Origin of the sequence: Streptomyces sp. NPDC006134 (assembly GCF_040628835.1) — a bacterium.
Classification (GTDB): domain Bacteria; phylum Actinomycetota; class Actinomycetes; order Streptomycetales; family Streptomycetaceae; genus Streptomyces.
On the sequence record NZ_JBEXTV010000001.1, the window covers coordinates 65,150 to 80,077 of the forward strand.

At 71.9% G+C, this 14,928-nt stretch carries 15 protein-coding genes; 3 read left to right on the forward strand and 12 right to left on the reverse strand.

Features of this window, described 5'->3' with window-relative positions:
• The first annotated feature begins 6 nt into the window (after window positions 1-6).
• Window positions 7-981 carry an MsnO8 family LLM class oxidoreductase gene (locus tag ABZ340_RS00330; protein WP_358779475.1) on the forward strand — a complete coding sequence of 325 codons (975 nt, stop codon included), beginning with the start codon at window positions 7-9 and terminating at the stop codon, window positions 979-981.
• A gap of 68 nt (window positions 982-1,049) precedes the next feature.
• Here the strand turns inward: ABZ340_RS00330 and ABZ340_RS00335 are convergent, their stop codons facing one another.
• The 10 genes from ABZ340_RS00335 to ABZ340_RS00380 all read right to left on the reverse strand — a co-directional run bounded on the left by ABZ340_RS00335 (window position 1,050) and on the right by ABZ340_RS00380 (window position 12,724).
• Window positions 1,050-2,300, reverse strand: coding sequence for an acyltransferase (locus ABZ340_RS00335; RefSeq protein ID WP_358779476.1), 1,251 nt, complete (start codon window positions 2,298-2,300; stop codon window positions 1,050-1,052).
• 108 nt (window positions 2,301-2,408) lie between these two features.
• Window positions 2,409-3,650 carry a VCBS repeat-containing protein gene (locus ABZ340_RS00340; RefSeq protein ID WP_358779477.1) on the reverse strand — a complete coding sequence of 414 codons (1,242 nt, stop codon included), beginning with the start codon at window positions 3,648-3,650 and terminating at the stop codon, window positions 2,409-2,411.
• Between the two features lie 20 nt (window positions 3,651-3,670).
• Window positions 3,671-4,462: a hypothetical protein gene (locus tag ABZ340_RS00345; protein WP_358779478.1), complete on the reverse strand. Its 792-nt coding sequence runs from the start codon at window positions 4,460-4,462 to the stop codon at window positions 3,671-3,673.
• The gene (gene wecB, locus ABZ340_RS00350; protein ID WP_358779479.1) at window positions 4,459-5,697 is read right to left on the reverse strand and encodes a UDP-N-acetylglucosamine 2-epimerase (non-hydrolyzing); all 1,239 of its coding nucleotides are present in this window, start codon (window positions 5,695-5,697) and stop codon (window positions 4,459-4,461) included. The genes ABZ340_RS00345 and wecB overlap by 4 nt, the downstream gene beginning before the upstream one ends.
• Before the next feature lie 42 nt (window positions 5,698-5,739).
• Window positions 5,740-7,443, reverse strand: coding sequence for an FAD-binding protein (locus tag ABZ340_RS00355; protein WP_358779480.1), 1,704 nt, complete (start codon window positions 7,441-7,443; stop codon window positions 5,740-5,742).
• 81 nt (window positions 7,444-7,524) lie between these two features.
• Entirely contained in the window at window positions 7,525-8,310 is a 786-nt protein-coding gene (locus ABZ340_RS00360) for an SDR family oxidoreductase (protein WP_358779481.1), read from the reverse strand.
• A gap of 28 nt (window positions 8,311-8,338) precedes the next feature.
• Entirely contained in the window at window positions 8,339-9,271 is a 933-nt protein-coding gene (locus tag ABZ340_RS00365; RefSeq protein ID WP_358779482.1) for a UTP--glucose-1-phosphate uridylyltransferase, read from the reverse strand.
• Between the two features lie 499 nt (window positions 9,272-9,770).
• The gene (locus ABZ340_RS00370) at window positions 9,771-11,204 is read right to left on the reverse strand and encodes a family 43 glycosylhydrolase (protein ID WP_358779483.1); all 1,434 of its coding nucleotides are present in this window, start codon (window positions 11,202-11,204) and stop codon (window positions 9,771-9,773) included.
• Entirely contained in the window at window positions 11,186-12,172 is a 987-nt protein-coding gene (locus ABZ340_RS00375) for an arabinan endo-1,5-alpha-L-arabinosidase (protein WP_358779484.1), read from the reverse strand. The genes ABZ340_RS00370 and ABZ340_RS00375 overlap by 19 nt, the downstream gene beginning before the upstream one ends.
• Before the next feature lie 75 nt (window positions 12,173-12,247).
• Complete coding sequence (locus ABZ340_RS00380; protein ID WP_358779485.1) at window positions 12,248-12,724, reverse strand: ATP-binding protein; 477 nt, start codon at window positions 12,722-12,724, stop codon at window positions 12,248-12,250.
• A 178-nt stretch (window positions 12,725-12,902) separates the two neighbouring features.
• On the opposite strand from ABZ340_RS00380, the gene ABZ340_RS00385 reads away from it, so the two are divergent.
• Entirely contained in the window at window positions 12,903-13,481 is a 579-nt protein-coding gene (locus tag ABZ340_RS00385; protein ID WP_358779641.1) for a Scr1 family TA system antitoxin-like transcriptional regulator, read from the forward strand.
• The gene (locus ABZ340_RS00390) at window positions 13,478-13,717 is read left to right on the forward strand and encodes a DUF397 domain-containing protein (protein WP_358779486.1); all 240 of its coding nucleotides are present in this window, start codon (window positions 13,478-13,480) and stop codon (window positions 13,715-13,717) included. Before ABZ340_RS00385 ends, ABZ340_RS00390 begins: the two co-directional genes overlap by 4 nt.
• On the opposite strand, the gene ABZ340_RS00395 is transcribed toward ABZ340_RS00390, so the two are convergent.
• Both ABZ340_RS00395 and ABZ340_RS00400 read right to left on the reverse strand, forming a co-directional pair.
• Window positions 13,701-14,120, reverse strand: a complete 420-nt coding sequence (locus ABZ340_RS00395; RefSeq protein WP_358779487.1) for an ankyrin repeat domain-containing protein — start codon at window positions 14,118-14,120, stop codon at window positions 13,701-13,703. The two genes, ABZ340_RS00390 and ABZ340_RS00395, sit on opposite strands and share 17 nt — an antisense overlap.
• On the reverse strand, window positions 14,117-14,887 hold the full coding sequence (locus tag ABZ340_RS00400) for a hypothetical protein (protein ID WP_358779488.1): 771 nt from the start codon (window positions 14,885-14,887) through the stop codon (window positions 14,117-14,119). The genes ABZ340_RS00395 and ABZ340_RS00400 overlap by 4 nt, the downstream gene beginning before the upstream one ends.
• Between the last annotated feature and the right edge of the window lie 41 nt (window positions 14,888-14,928).

The following is a 14,928-nucleotide window of genomic DNA, read 5'->3' on the forward strand; positions in this document are numbered from 1 at the left end:
GCGCCGATGGTCCCGCGGTTGTCGGTGCTGGACCAGTCGCCCGTCGGCGCGGGCTTCACCCCGGCCGACGCCTTGCGCGCCTCGGTCGACCTGGCGCAGGCCGCCGAGGAGTGGGGATACGTCCGCTACTGGGTGGCCGAGCACCACGGATCGCCGGGGTTCGCCGGCAGTGCCCCGGAGATCCTGGCGGCGGTCCTGCTGGCCCGCACGGGCCGGATGCGGGTGGGCACCGGCGGGGTGCTGCTGCCCCGCTACTCGCCGGTGAAGGTCGCCGAGGTCTTCGGCGTGCTGGCCTCGCTGTACCCGGACCGGGTCGACCTGGGCCTCGGCCGTGCGGGCGGTCCGGCGCACGACTTCCCCGAGCGGGTGCGGGCGCTGCGGGTGCTCCTCGGCATGGACGGTGCCGGGCCGGAAGCGGGGGAAGGGACGCAGGTCCCGCCCGTGCCGCCGCGGATGTGGCTGCTGGGCGCGGGCGGCGGGTCGGCCGCGCTCGCGGGGGAGCTGGGGACGGACTACGCGTTCGCCCACTTCCTCGACCCCCGTCCCGCGCGGGAGTCGCTCGCCGCCTACCGTACGGCCTTCGCCGAGCGGGCGAGCCGGCCCGCACCGGGCGGCGTCCTGGCGGTGCGCGTGGTCACCGCCGAGAGCGAGGACCGGGCCGAGGCGCTCGCGCACAGCGTCCTCCTGTGGCGCAGCCGCAAGGACCTGGGCGAGGACCTCCCGCTGCCCACCCCCGAGGAGGCGGTCGGCCACCGCTGGACCTCCCTGGAGGTGCAGCGCGCCGCCGTCCACAGGGCCTCCCTGGTGTGGGGGACACCGGAGCAGGTGGTACGGCGGCTCGCCGCGCTGGCCGAGGAGCACGGCGTCGACGAGATCATGGTCAACACGCTGGCCTGTGACCCGCGGGACCGGTTGTCCTCGTACCGGCTGCTCGCCGAGTTCTCCGCGGCCGGCGTGCCGCTCGCCCCGGCCGACGTGTGAGGGGCCGGGCGCAGAACACGGCGCGGGGGGCCGGGTCGTTCCCGGTCCCCCGCCCGTGCTCCCGGAGTTCAGTGGGCGCCCAGCGACGTGGGCCGCGGCCCGGCGGGCTCGGCCGGGGCGGCCGGCTCGGCCGCGACGACCGGCTCGGCCGGTGCCGGGCGGACCGCCTTGCGGCTGCGGCTGAAGCGGCGCATGGCCGGCATCTCCACGAACCGGTACAGCAGCCAGCCGCCCAGCAGGGAGGTGCAGAAGAACCCGGCGACGACCAGCAGCGCCACGGGCACGCCGTAGGTGGCGCCGTCCAGCAGGGACCGCAGGTAGAAGATGGACACGCCCTGCACGAGGTAGAACCCGAAGGAGACCTCGCCGAGCCAGACCATCGGCCGGCTGCGCAGCCAGGTGGCGCGCCCGGCGACGTCGGCCGCCGCCACCGAGGCGATCAGCGCGCCGATCGGGACGATCGTCGCGACGACGAACGTGTACGGGAACGGCACGACGAACCCGGCCGCGTACCCCAGCGCGCACAGCGCGAGCGACACGCCGGTGCCCATCCACCGCGGCCAGCGGCCGGCCAGCACGATACGCGCCAGCAGGATGCCGAGCACGAACTCGAACAGGCGGCCCGGCGGGAACAGGTAGCCGAACCAGAACTGCTTGTCGGAGATCGGGGTGATCGCCGACTTGGGGGTGTCCGGCACCAGGTACGTCGAGACGAGCTGGACCACCACGGTGCCGGCGACCATGACCGCCGCCCAGCCCCACAGCGCGCCCTCCCGGAGCCTGCGCACCGGCACGATCAGCAGCGGGAACAGCAGGTAGAACAGCAACTCGCTGCCGAGGGACCAACTCGGCGGATTCATGCTGAGGTTGATCTCCGGCTGCGGGAAGAAGGTGTGCACCAGCAGCAGGTTGGGCAGCCACTGCCCGACGGACGTGATCGTGGCCCCGGCGAAGAGGACGAGCGAGGCCGTGAACACCACGACGTGGTTCGGGAAGATCTTGGTCATCCGGCGGCGCCAGAAGGCGCGTGCGGACTGCCCCGGACGGGCCGACCAGGTCAGCACGAAGCCGGAGAGCACGAAGAAGAACGACACCCCGATGTACCCGGTGTTGAGGAACGCCTTCTCGTAGGCGTGCGCGATACCGGCGTCGGCGAACGGGTTGATCGGGTCGTTGGGCGGGATGGGCGAGTTGGACAGGGAGGTGTGGAAGAGGAAGACGAGCAGTGCCGCGAAGAACCTCAGGCCGGTCAGCGACGGCAGCCGGGCCGGACCCGCGGGCCCGGTGTCCGCGGCGGAACGCACTGTGGACATGCTCATGAGATGAAGCTCCTGTGGGGCCTTTCCCGGTCTCGGAGAACCCCTGTCGCCAGGGGGAAACGGTCCGGGGCGGCCTGTCGCGACCGCCCCGGACCTCCGGCGCGCGCCTTACCCGGCGGTGCCGCCGGCCGTGTCGGTCTCGTTGCGGTGAACGACGATCTTCGCGTCCTCGGCCACGTAGTAGTTCTGCACCGAGTACGCGATGGTGGCGAAATCGAGCCGGCCGTCGCCGTTGAAGTCGGCCGTGGCGATGCGCGCGACGGACTCGTCCGACACCCGCCACTTGGTCCAGATGCCCTTGGCCGCGTCGACGGCCTTGTAGTACATGACGCCCTGCCAGGGCCACGGGCCGCGCAGCGCCACCAGGAACTCGTCGTCGCCGTCGCCGTCGAAGTCGGCGCACACGATCTGGTGGCCGGGTCCCTCGCCGTTCTCGTTCGGGTCGCCGTAGACGTCCAGCAGCGTCCGCTGCCAGCCGGTCCCGTCCTCCCGCTTGGTGTACACGGCCACCGTGTTGCCGTGGAACGGCTCCACCGCGGCGACGTACGCCATGGGGTCGTCCCCCAGCCGCCCGGCGTCCAGGTCACCGCTGCCCCGGAAACCGGTCCGCTCGAACTGGGTCAGCTCGCCGGCGCCGATGTGTTCGCGGACCCACTCGCCGCGCTCGGCGTCGTAGTACAGCCAGGTGACCCCCTCGTCGGAGGCCAGCAGCAGCGAGTCCCGGTCCGAGCCGGGGATGAGCCCCCGCTTCTTCTCCGCTCCGTGGATCATGCGGAAGTTCGTGTCGTCGATGACCGTCATCGGCCATTCCCCGGCGGTCAGCACGTCATCGGGCTGGGTGAACAGCACCACCGGCAGCACCGCGTGCACGTCGGCCTCGGCCACGATGGGCAGACCGATGATCTCCAGCCGCTCCGACTGGGTGAAGTAGCCCGCCCGCAGCCGGTGCATGCCGGTGGCGCGGCCGACGTAGTGCTTCGTCCAGCGCGTGGGGTCCTTGTCGGGCGCGCCCGGGTTCTCCAGCCAGGCGATCTTGCCGCCCTGCGGGTCGGGGTCGACGATGGTGCCGATCGGCCCGTACAGCTCGTAGCAGACGATGATGTCGGGCGAGCCGTTGCCGCTGACGTCGGCGAAGTCCGCGCCGACCGGCATGCGGAAGCCGTCGGCCGCCAGGCGCCGGGTCCACTCGCCGTCGTTCTGGTACCAGTAGATCTCGCCCAGGCGCAGCCCGTAGCCGAACAGGTCGGGCCGGCCGTCCCCGTCGATGTCCGGGGCCTCCAGCCAGTAGCCGTCCCGCAGTTGGCCGGCCACCAGCTCCGGGGTGAACTTCGGGATCCTGATGTCGCTCATGTCCTCACTCCGCTGAACGGTCACCGCGCCAAGCGGTGGTACTCGATCGCCAGCCACACGCAGTCGGTGTCGGCGTGGTACTGGTGCCAGGGGTAGACGAAGGCACCGTCCGGCCCGAGCGAGCAGAACGGGTCCGGCGTGGTGTATCCGGGGCTCATCGGCAGGTCCTGGTAGAGCGTGCCGTGGTCCTGCCGCCGGAACTTCTGCATCCGCCCCCGGCCGGCCACCTGCGTGTGGACCTCGATGAACTCGTGCCGGTTGTGGATGAAGCAGTCGGTCCCCGCCGGGGCGAACCACAGGTTCACCCGCACCTCGAAGAGCTCCGCGGCTCCGGGGACCGGGGTCTCGCGCAGGATGTGCGCCGGGTCGAACGCGACCCGTCCGGCGGTCTCCTGCGGGCCCCGCCACAGCGGGATCCGCGCGTCGAACGGCACACCGCCGGTGGTGCCGGGCCCGTCCGCGATCCGGTCGCCCAGCAGCTCGCCGAGCCGGGCCCAGCCCGGCGTCCGCGTGATGCCGCCGATGTCCGCCGCGTCCTCGTCGTCCGTGCGCAGCACGAGCAGGAGCCCGGCCTCGCCGATCACCGTGTCGGTCACGGTCGTCGAGGTCAGCGGGGGGATCGGCCGGCGTGGGGACTCGGCGACGTACGCGTCGCGCGTCCCGCAGTTGACGACGATCGCCCGCCCGTCGACCCGGTACTCGCGCGCGTCCGCCACCGCGGTCGCCGTGACGTGGCCGCCGCCGAGGTCCAGGGCGCGCACCGCGCCCACGGCACCGGCGTCCATGGTCCGAGTGGTCACCGGTTCCGTCATGAGCGCGCGAACTCCGCTGTCCGGGCCGGCTCCAGGCTCAGCTCGTCGGTCTCGGTCGCGGTCTCGGTCTCGGTCTCGGTCGCGGTCTCGGTCTCGGTCTCCGGCACGAACGGTTCGGCCGGCGGGCCGTCGCCGAAGAAGTGCGCGATCGCGTCGACGGTGCGCCGGGTGGCGCGCCCGTCACCGTACGGGTTGGCGGTGGAGGCCATCCGCGCGTAGGCCTCCTCGTCCCGCAGCAGCTCGACCGTGTGGGTGTACACGCCGTCGTAGGAGGTGCCGACCAGCCGGGCGGTGCCCGCGACCACGGCCTCCGACCTCTCGGTGACGTTGCTGATCACCAGTGTCGGCTTGCCCAGCGCCGGGCCCTCCTCCTGGGCGCCGCTGCTGTCCGACAGGATGATGTCGGCGCGCCGCATGAGCCGGCAGAAGTTCAGGTACGGCAGCGGGTCGACGACGGTGATGTCCGGGTGGCCCTCGATCTCGGGCAGCACCGCCTCGCGCACCGCCGGGTTGCGGTGCAGCGGTACGACGACACGGGTGCCGGGCTCGTCGGCGATGGCGGCGAAGGCGCGGGCTATCTGCGGCAGGTGGGGCCAGGCGTCCCGCCGGTGCGCGGAGGCGAGGACGACCTTGCGGGTGTCGGTGTCCAGGTCCTCCAGCGCCGGGTGGCCGAAGCTGTCCGCCTTGTTCCCGGCCCAGTGCAGGGCGTCGATGACCGTGTTGCCGGTCACCGCGATCGTCTCCTCGGCGATGCCCTCGCTCAGCAGGTTCGCCTTGTTGCCCGGGGTGGGGGCCAGGTGCAGCGCCGCGATCTGGGCGATCATGCGGCGGTTGCCCTCCTCCGGGAAGGGCGACCCGAGGAACCCGCTGCGCAGGCCCGCTTCCACATGGATCAGCGGGATCCGGTGGTGGAAGGCGGCGAGCGCGCCGGCCATGGTGGTGGCGGTGTCGCCGTGCACCAGCACGGCCTCCAGCTTGAGGGAGTCGAGCTGTCCCTCCAGTTCGCGCAGCGCGCGGTAGGTGGTCTGCGAGAGCGTCTGTCCCGGGACCATGACCGCCAGGTCGATGTCGGGGCTCAGATCGAACTCCCGCATCGTCTCGTCCAGCATCTCCCGGTGCTGGCCGGTCGAGATCACGATCGGCTCGAAACGGGGGTCCCCCCGCAGAGCGTGTATCACCGGGGCGAGTTTGATGGCCTCCGGGCGGGTGCCCAGGACCACGGCGACGGTTCGCATCAGGTGTCTCCCGATTCGGATGTCGGACCGAGGCGGTGGGGGTCACGTCCCGGCCGGCTCGACGGACAGGGCGTGGCGGAAGAAGCAGCCCGGGTCCCAGCGCTTCTTGACCTGCTGCAGCCGGGGGTAGTTGTCCTTGTAGTAGAGGGTGTGCCAGGGGATGCCCGAGCGGTTGTGGCGCGGGTCCGCCATGTCGGTGTCGCAGTAGTTGATGTAGCAGCCGTCCGTGCGGCCGTCGGTCACCGGGACCCCCTTGGTCTCGGCGAAGAACTCGGCGTACAGGCCGCGGATCCAGTCCAGGTGGAAATCGTCGTCCCGCGCGTCGGGCCAGAAGGTCTGGAAGGTCATCTTGAACACGGAGTCGCGCTGCGCGTTCGCCGTGGCGTCCGGTGCGACCGCGTTGACCCGGCCGCCGAAGGAGAACAGCACGAGCATGGTGTCCGGGTTCTTGAAGTCGGGCCGCGTCATGTACTTGTACAGGGCGGCGATCTGCTGGTCGCTGAAGTTGCGGCGCATGTAGCCGGACTTGTGCGCGGCCCGGGACGTGGGGTCGGTGATGGTCGGGTTGTTCGTGCCGACCAGCCGGGCGGCGTTCAGCCACGGCATCACGCGGGGCTCCGCCAGGTCCGGCAGGTGCGGGATCTCCCCGTTGCCCTTGGCCATCGGCCGTGCGGTCAGGCCGGTGCCGGCGGTGATCGCGGCGAAGTAGTCGTCCAGCAGCTTGCGGGCGCCGGGCACGGTCGCGTCCACCTGGGTGAACATGCCCAGGCTGCCATGGGCCCGCGAGCTGACGTTGAAGAGGCTGGACAGGTGCCGGTAGGGGGAGTCCGGTGCGCTGTTGGCCTCGTGCCAGGCGCCGAAGTTCTTCAGCAGCCGGGTGAACCGGGCCTCGTCGAGGTCCTCCCAGGGCAGGTCGACCGCGTGGACCAGGACCTTGGAGGGCGGGGACATCAGCTGGTCCTCGGGGGCGGTGCCCCTGGCGTCGGGCGAGCGGAACCAGTAGCGGGTGACCAGGCCGAAGTTGCCGCCGCCCCCGCCGGTGTGCGCCCACCACAGGTCCCTGGCGGGGTCGTCGGCCTCGCGGGTGGCGACCGTGGTGCGCACCCGGCCCCGTTCGTCGACGGTGACGACCTCCACCGCGTACAGGTGGTCGACGACCAGGCCGTGGGCGCGGGAGAGGAGTCCGTAGCCGCCGCCCGCTATGTGGCCGCCGGCGCCGACGCTGTAGCAGATGCCGCCGGGGATGGTGACGCCCCAGCCCTTGTACAGCGCCTCGTACACGTTGAGCAGCCGGGCGCCGGGTTCGACGTAGAAGGCGCGTCTGGCCGGGTCGTAGCCGACGTCCGTCATCTCCGAGAAGTCCAGGATCACCTCGACCTCCGGGTTGCACACCAGCGGGGCGAAGCAGTGGCCTCCGCTGCGCACGGAGACCCGCTTGCCGGCCCGGTGGGCGGCGCTCAGCGCGCGTTCGGCGTCCTGGGTCGAGCGGATCATCTTCACGTAGTCGGGCCGGGCGACGTAGCGCTGGTTGTTCCCCGTGGTCAGCAGCGGGTAGCGCGGGTCGTCGGGGCCGATGAGCGCGCCCGTCTCGTACGGCTCGGCGGCGTGCGCGGGAGAGGCGGCGGTGGTCAGCCCGGCGGCCGCCGCCGTGACACCGCCGGCGAGGGCGGCGCCGCGGGCGAGGAGGGAGCGGCGGTCCAGGGACGCGGCGGTCTCGCGCGCGGACACCGCGGAACGGGATGTCATGTACACCTCACTCAAGGTCGATGGGGCGGGCAGGGGAAGGGCGATCGCTTGCCGGGGTGAGGCGGTGCCTGCGGGAGGACGTCAGATCTGGCGCAGCGCGCCGCCGTCGACGGCCCATTCGGCGCCGGTGACCTGGCGGGCCAGGGGGGAGAGCAGATAGGCGACGACCGCGGCCACGCCCCGCGGGTGACCGATGCGCCCGATCGGCAGCCGGCGCTCCTCGCGGATGAAGCGGTCCACGGCCTCGTCGGGAGAGGTGCCGTAGCGCTGCGCGAGCTGCTCGGCGAAGCCGCCCGGCGCGTCGAACAGCTCGGTGCGGGTCGGGCCCGGGGAGACGACGTTGGAACGCACGCCCACGGGCGCGAACTCCGCCGACAGGGACTTCGAGACCGACAGCAGCGCCGTCTTGGCCGCCGCGTAGTCCAGCAGGGGCGGGGCCGGGAAGCGGGCGGCCTCGCTCGCGATGTGCACGATGCTTCCCGCGCGCTGCCCGACGAGCGTCGGCAGCACCGCCCGGGTCATCCGCACCGCGGCATGCAGGTTCAGCTCGAAGGAGGCTTTCCAGTCGGCGTCGGTGGTGTCGAGGAAACCCGTACGGGACGTCAGGCCACCGGCGTTGTTCACCAGGCCGTCGATACGCCCGTACCGGCTCAGCGCGGCTTCGGCGATGCGCTCGGCGGCCTCGGGATCGGTGACGTCCGCGGCGAATGCCCATATGTTTCCGTCATCCGGATCGCACTTCTCGGCGCGACGGGACACACCGACCACGCGGGCGCCCTCGGCGGCCAGCAGTTGCGCGACGGCCGCGCCGATCCCGGCCGACGCACCGGTGACGACGTACACCTTTCCGGCGAGTTCCAGATCCACAAGGACTCCTTTCCGTATTCCCTTCTCCTCAAGCGGCTTCCAGGTCTTCCACGGCTGCCGGAGGGCGCGTGCGGGAGGCAACGAATTCGCCGAGCCACCGCCGGAAATCCGGACCCAGGTCCTCGCGTTCCCAGGCCAGCCGGACCACGGCGCGCAGGTATTCGCCGGGATCACCGGTGTCGTAGCGGCGCCCGGAGAAGACCACCGCGTGGACCGGGCCCGCGACCCCGGTCCCGCACATCGTGTCGAGGGCGTCGGTGAGCTGGATCTCGCCCCCGCGCCCCGGCCCGGTGCGGCGCAGAACGCCGAAGACGCCGGGGTCGAGGACGTAGCGGCCCAGCACCGCGTAGCGGCTCGGCGCCCGGTCCGGAGACGGCTTCTCCACCAGCGCCGTCACCCGCAGGACGTCGTCCTCGCCGGTCTCGGTGACCGCGGCGCACCCGTACCGGGAGGTCTCGTGCGGGGCGACCTCCATCAGGGCCAGCACGCTGCCGCCGTACCGGTCGCGGACCTCGGCCATGCGGGCCAGCAGCGGATCCCCGGGGTCGATCAGATCGTCGCCGAGGAGGACCGCGAAGGGGTCGTCGCCGACGTGGGACGCCGCCCGCAGCACCGCGTGGCCGAGTCCCCGCGGGTCTCCCTGGCGCACATAGTGGATGTTCGCGAAAGAAGCGGGAGAGGTGAGCCGGGACAGCTTGGTGTCCTCGCCTCTTTCCCGCAGCGTGGTCTCGAGTTCGAAACCGCGGTCGAAGTGGTCCTCCACGGGGCGCTTGTTCCGCCCCGTCACCATCAGGATGTCGGAGAGGCCGGACGAGACAGCCTCTTCCACCACGTACTGAATGGCCGGCTTGTCCACCAGCGGCAGCATTTCCTTCGGCACGGCTTTGGTCGCCGGAAGGAATCGCGTGCCCAGTCCGGCGGCCGGGATGACGGCTTTCGCCAAGCGGCGGGAACTGGTCATGCGGCGAATTTATCGACCGGGCCGCTGATCGGGTGAGGCCTTCCGGGCGACGCGGAACCGATTCAGTAGCTCCGCCCTTCGCCCGCGCCCGGAAGTGCCGCCGACCGTGCGGTGAACTGCTGGATTCGCGCGGCGACCGGGCCCGCGGAGCGTGAACTTGCCGAAAGCGTCGCTCCGGTTTGCGCGTGCTCCGGACCGAGGCCCCGCGGGCCGGTGAACGCGGCGGCTGCGCGGGGTCGCGCCACCGTGCCCACCGGCATCGCCCTGCCCCAGCCGCCCTGATGTCCCGGTCCCGGCCCGAGGACGGGCGGACGGGACCGACGCGTCGGCGCGGGCAGGCGCGTTCCCGGCCGGCCGGCGGGTGACGCGGGACCACGCCTCGGCCGCGCTCCTCGCTCCTCCACGCGGTTTCCTCCTCGGCGCCGGTCCGCGATCCGTCCCGGGGGGGGTGGCCCGTGCCGTCGGGCACGGGCCACCCCCGGCGGAGGTTCCGCGGGCACTACGCGGGAGTGAGCCTCCACTGCTGGCACGCGTTGTTCAGCCAGGTCCACTGCCGTACGTCGGCACCGTCCGCGGTGGAGCAGTCCGCGACGTCGGCCACCTTGCCGGTGGCCTGGTTGACGATCCGGACGTGGCCGCCGTCGGTGGCCACGAAGCGGAACCGCTGGCAGGTGTTGTCCAGCCAGGACCACTGCCTGAGGTCGGCCCCGTCGGCACCGGAGCAGTTCTCGGTGTCGAGCACCTTCCCGGTGGCCGCGTTGACGAGCCGGTGGGTGTCGTCGCCGAGGTCCTCCAGCCGCCAGCGCTGATGGCCGCCGCCACCGCACGCCCACTGCCGGACGTCGGCCCCGTCGGCGGCCGAACCGCCCGCCACCTCCAGGCACTTGCCGCTGCTGCGGCTGGTGAGCGTGTACGTGCCGGAGGAGGCGGCCGGCTCCCCGGACGGTCCGGTGAGCGAGGCGCCCAGACGGACCGGCGTGCCGAAGTTCGGCGTGCCGTCCGCGTTCCAGGTGAACTTCTGCGCCCGGGTCGTCCGCCCGTTGTCGCAGCCCTCGCCCGCGCCGTCGTTGGCGTGGTAGACGATCCAGCTCTCCCGGCCGTCCGGGGAGGTGAAGAAGCCGTTGTGGCCGGGCCCGTAGACGCCGTTGGCGTCACTGCGCTGGAAGACGGGCGTGGACTTCTTCGTCCAGGAGGACGCGGCCAGCGGGTCGGAGCCGGTCAGCTCCAACTGTCCCAGCTTGTAGTCGGGGGTCCAGCAGCCGCTGGCGGAGTAGACGAGGAACGTGCGCCCGCCGCGCTGGAGCACCTCGGGCCCCTCGTTGACCGCGCCGCCCTGCCGCTCCCAGGCGTACGTCGGTGTGGAGATCGTCCGGTACGGGCCGCCGACAGTGTACGGGTTCGCCATCGGCGCGATGACGATGTTCTGGGTCCCGTCGTGCGTGCTGCCCAGCATGTACAGCCGGCCGCCCGCGTTCAGCACGCTCGGGTCCAGCATCCAGGCGGAGTTGAGCTGCCCCTTGTAGGTGTACGGCCCCATCGGATCGGACCCGGCGCTCTCCAGGACGTGGCTGCGCTGCGTCGGGTTGTAGTCGGACACGTTCTGCCCGGCGACGTAGTACAGGTACCAGCGCCCGTTGAGGAAGTGCAGCTCGGGCGCCCAGATGTTGCAGCACCGGGAGGCGGCGTCGCCCTTCCAGACCTGCACGCCGGGCGCGGTGGCGAGCCCGGCCAGGGTGGGTGCCTTGCGGATGGTGATGACGTCGGTCCAGCTCGTCGTCACCAGGTGGTGGTTGCCGTCGTGGTACGAGATCCAGGGATCGGCGCCCTTGACCGGCTTGACCGGATTGGTGAACGAGGCCGCGTTCGCGGACGGCTGCCCGAGCGACAGCGCGAGCAGCAGCGCGGCCAGCAGGGTCAGTAGGCGACGGGCCATCCGCTGCTCCAGTTCAGGAGGTTGACGCCGAGCTTGGGCGTGCCGTTGTCGTTGGCGTCGTAGTAGTGGTAGACGATCAGGTCCCCGTCGACGTCCTTCATGATCGACTGTCCGCCGGGGCCGACGACGCTGCCGTGCGACTCCAGGACGGGCGTGCCGCCGTTGTTCATCATCGACACGCCGTTCTTGTCGAGGTACGGCCCGGTGACCTTGGTGGCCCGCCCCACCTTCACCTTGTACGTCGAGCTGGTCCCGGCGCAGCAGGTGTCGTACGAGGCGAAGAGGTAGTAGTACCCGTTCCGCTTGACGATGAAGGGGGCCTCGACGGCCTTGGTGCCGGTCGGGCGGGAGGCGAGCGAGTAGCGGGTGGTGTCGGAGGCGAGCTGTTTCCCGGTGGCGGGGTCGATCCGGATCATCTTGATGCCGGTCCACCAGCTGCCGAAGGACAGCCACCACTTCCCGTCGTCGTCGACGAAGAGGTTGGGGTCGATGGCGTTGTAGTCGCTGGACGCGTTCGAGGTGTAGACGACGCCGTAGTCGGTCCAGCTGCCCGGCAGGCCCGTCGTCGAACCGGCCAGCCCGATGGCCGAGGTGTTCGAGCCGAACGACGAGACGGAGTAGTACATCAGGTACTTGCCGCCGTGGTACGAGATGTCCGGCGCCCAGGACTCCGGGACCGAGGAATAGGTCCGCCACCAGCCCGGCCGGGACGAGAAGGCGTCGGCGCCGGCCGAGAAGGCGGTGCGGTCGGAGGAGGTCTTGCTGCTGATGCCGCCGCCGGTGGCGTAGAGCAGGTACTGCCCCGACGAGGTGCGGATCATCGTCGGGTCGTGGGTGACGACGGAGCCGGTGACCCGGCCGGGGTTCGGGTACGCCGACGCCGTGGTGGGGACGAGGGCGAGCAGGGCGGCTGAGGGGAGGGCGAGGAGGGTGGTTCTGGTGCGGCTCATGCGGCTCTTGCGGCTCATGGGGAGGACTCCTGTTCGGAATGTCGAACATGGATCGCCAGTTCGGACGGAACGTAGGCCCCCTCCCCGTGCGCGTCAATGGTTCGCGCAGCTTCCGCGCACCACGGACAGCCAGCCGGGCACGTCCACCTCCGCGCGGACCGTCTTTCCCGGCGACGGATCGCGCCGCAGCACCTCCCAGCGGTCGGCGAGCGCGTCCACCAGGAACAGACCCCGGCCGCACTCGTCGAGGCCACCGGTGGGCCGCACCTCCGGACACGGCGGGCCACCGTGCGTGTCGGTCACCTCGATACGGACGCCGCCCGTGACGAGCGAGAGCCGCAGCTCGAAGTCCCGGCCGGGGACGCGGCCGTGGGTGACGGCGTTCGCCGCCGGCTCGGCGACGATCGCGACGACGGCGTCGGCGGCCTCGGTGCCGTGCGGGAGGCCCCAGGCGTCGAGCTGGGCGGCGGCCAGGCGCCGGGCGAGCCGGGCGCCGCGCGGCGTGGAGCTCAGCCGCTGGGTGAACACACGTACGGTAACCGGGCGTCGGCGTGAAGGCGGTGCTGTCATGCGCCCAATCCGGCCTGCCGGGACGGCACTTCTCCAGGTCGGCACCACGTACGCTGCGGCAGCGTGCGCGGTCACGATCTGGACAGTACGTGTCACCTTCCGTGACCATGGCCGGGACTGTGGGAGGTGACCGGCAGTGGTCGTTGAGTCGTCGGACAGCCTGCGGACCTTCGGGGCGATGGTCCAAGGACTGCGGGAACACGCGGGGTTGAGCCGGAAGGAGCTCGGCGAGCTGGTCCGGTACTCCAAGCACACGGTGGCGTCGGTGGAGCTGGGCAGACGGATGCCCGACCCGGCGTTCGTGGAACGGGCGGAGGAGGCACTGGGCAACACGGGGGCACTGCGGAGGACGTCGGCTCATCTGGCACGGCAGCCGGGGCTGGCGGCGTGGTTCCGGCAGTGGGCGCGGCTGGAGCAGGTGGCGATCACGTTGTACACGTACGAGTGCCGGATGGTGCCGGGGCTGTTGCAGACGGAGGCGTACGTACGGGCGATGGCCGCCGAGCTGCGCAACGTCGAGATCCAGGTGATGCCGCTGGTACGGACGTCACACTCCGGGCTGCAAGGGCCCATCCGGCTGCTGGAGACGTCGGCGAACAAGTGGTTCGCGTACGACGAAGGCCAAGAAAGCGGGCAGTTGCTCACCGACGTAAAAGTGGTCGGCGTACTCCAGAGGCGGTATGCCAGGATGCGTTCACAGGCTCTCACCCTCCAGGACTCCATGACTCTGTTGCAACGAATGCGAGGAGACCTATGAGCGCCCCGGAACTGGCCTGGTTCAAGAGCACCTACAGCAGCGCCTCGGGCGACGACTGCGCAGAGGTCGCCCTCTCCTGGCGCAAATCCAGCTACAGCAGCGGTGGCGACGGCGACTGCGTCGAAATAGCCGCCTGCCCCCACACCGTCCACGTCCGCGACTCCAAGGGCAGGCAGGGCCCCCACCTCACCCTCTCCCCCACCTCCTGGGCCGGTTTCCTCACCCACCTGCGGTAGACGCCGCCCGCAGCAGGGCCGCCGTCTCGGCGTGGCCGCCCTTCACGGCCCACTCCAGCGGGGTGTACCCGGTGCCGTGGTCCTCCCGCAGGCCCGGATCGGCGCCGCCCTCCACGAGGGCGCGGACGGCGTCGGTGTGGCCCCAGCAGGCGGCCCCGCACAGGGGCGTGCCCTCCGAGCCGTGGCCGCTCTCGAGGTCGGGGGCGGCTCCGGCCCCGAGCAGCAGGCGGACGGTGTCGGCGGCGCCGTGGACCGAGGCCGCGTACAGGGGCGTCGTGCCGTCGGCGTCGGGCCGGTTCGGGTCGGCCCCGGCGCGCAGCAGGCGGCGTACGTCGGCGGTCTCGCCGAGCATCGCCGCCCCGACGAGCCGGGCCGCCAGTTTCTTCCGCCGCCGCCTGTTCACGCCCGTCCGCCTCCGTTGTCCCGCTTCCGCACGACGTCGGTCACCCGCACGTCCTCCGTCTCCGGAGCCCCGAACGCCTCGACGGTCACCCCGTCGCCGGTGCCGGTGATCTCCAGTGCCAGTTGGCTGCCCATGAAGCGCAGGTCGAGCCGGGCCCGGGGGGCGCCCGCCCGGTCCGGCATCCGGTGGATCCACGACGGCAGGTAGTCCAGGCCCGTCAGCTTCTCACGGATCTCCCGGTGACCGGTCGGTCCCGTGCCGCCGAATGCCTCGCCGATGCGCCGCGCGTGTGCCTCGCCGTCGCACTTGTCGCCGTCCGCCAGCGGCACTTCCCCGACCGGTCCGGGCCGTCTGGGGGTTGGTGACGACTTCGGTGGCGCGGGGGCGTCCAGGGGAACCGGTATCTCGCCCTTCGCGTCCGGGACGCCCGACGGGGTCCCGCCGGTCCCGTACGACGGTGTGGCCCCGCCCTCCCAGCCCGGCAGATCCTCGGGCTCGGGCACGCCACCGCTGCCGTCGCCGCCGTCGGGGGCGTCCGGGTCGCAGCTCTCCATGACGCGGGTCAGCATCGCGAAGGCCCGCAGCTCCGGGTCGTCGGCGCCGGCCGCGGCAGCGAGGGGGTCCGCCGCCGGGGCGGCGCTCGTCGCGGGGGTCCGGCCGGTGGCGGCCGGCTCGCCGCCGCAGCCGGACAGAGACAGGGACAGGGACAGGACCAGGCAGCCGAACGCGGCCGTCACGACGGGCTTGGGAAGGAATGGCAGGCGCATGCGTGCAGCCTGCCGGGCGCCGTCCACCGCGCACATGAGTA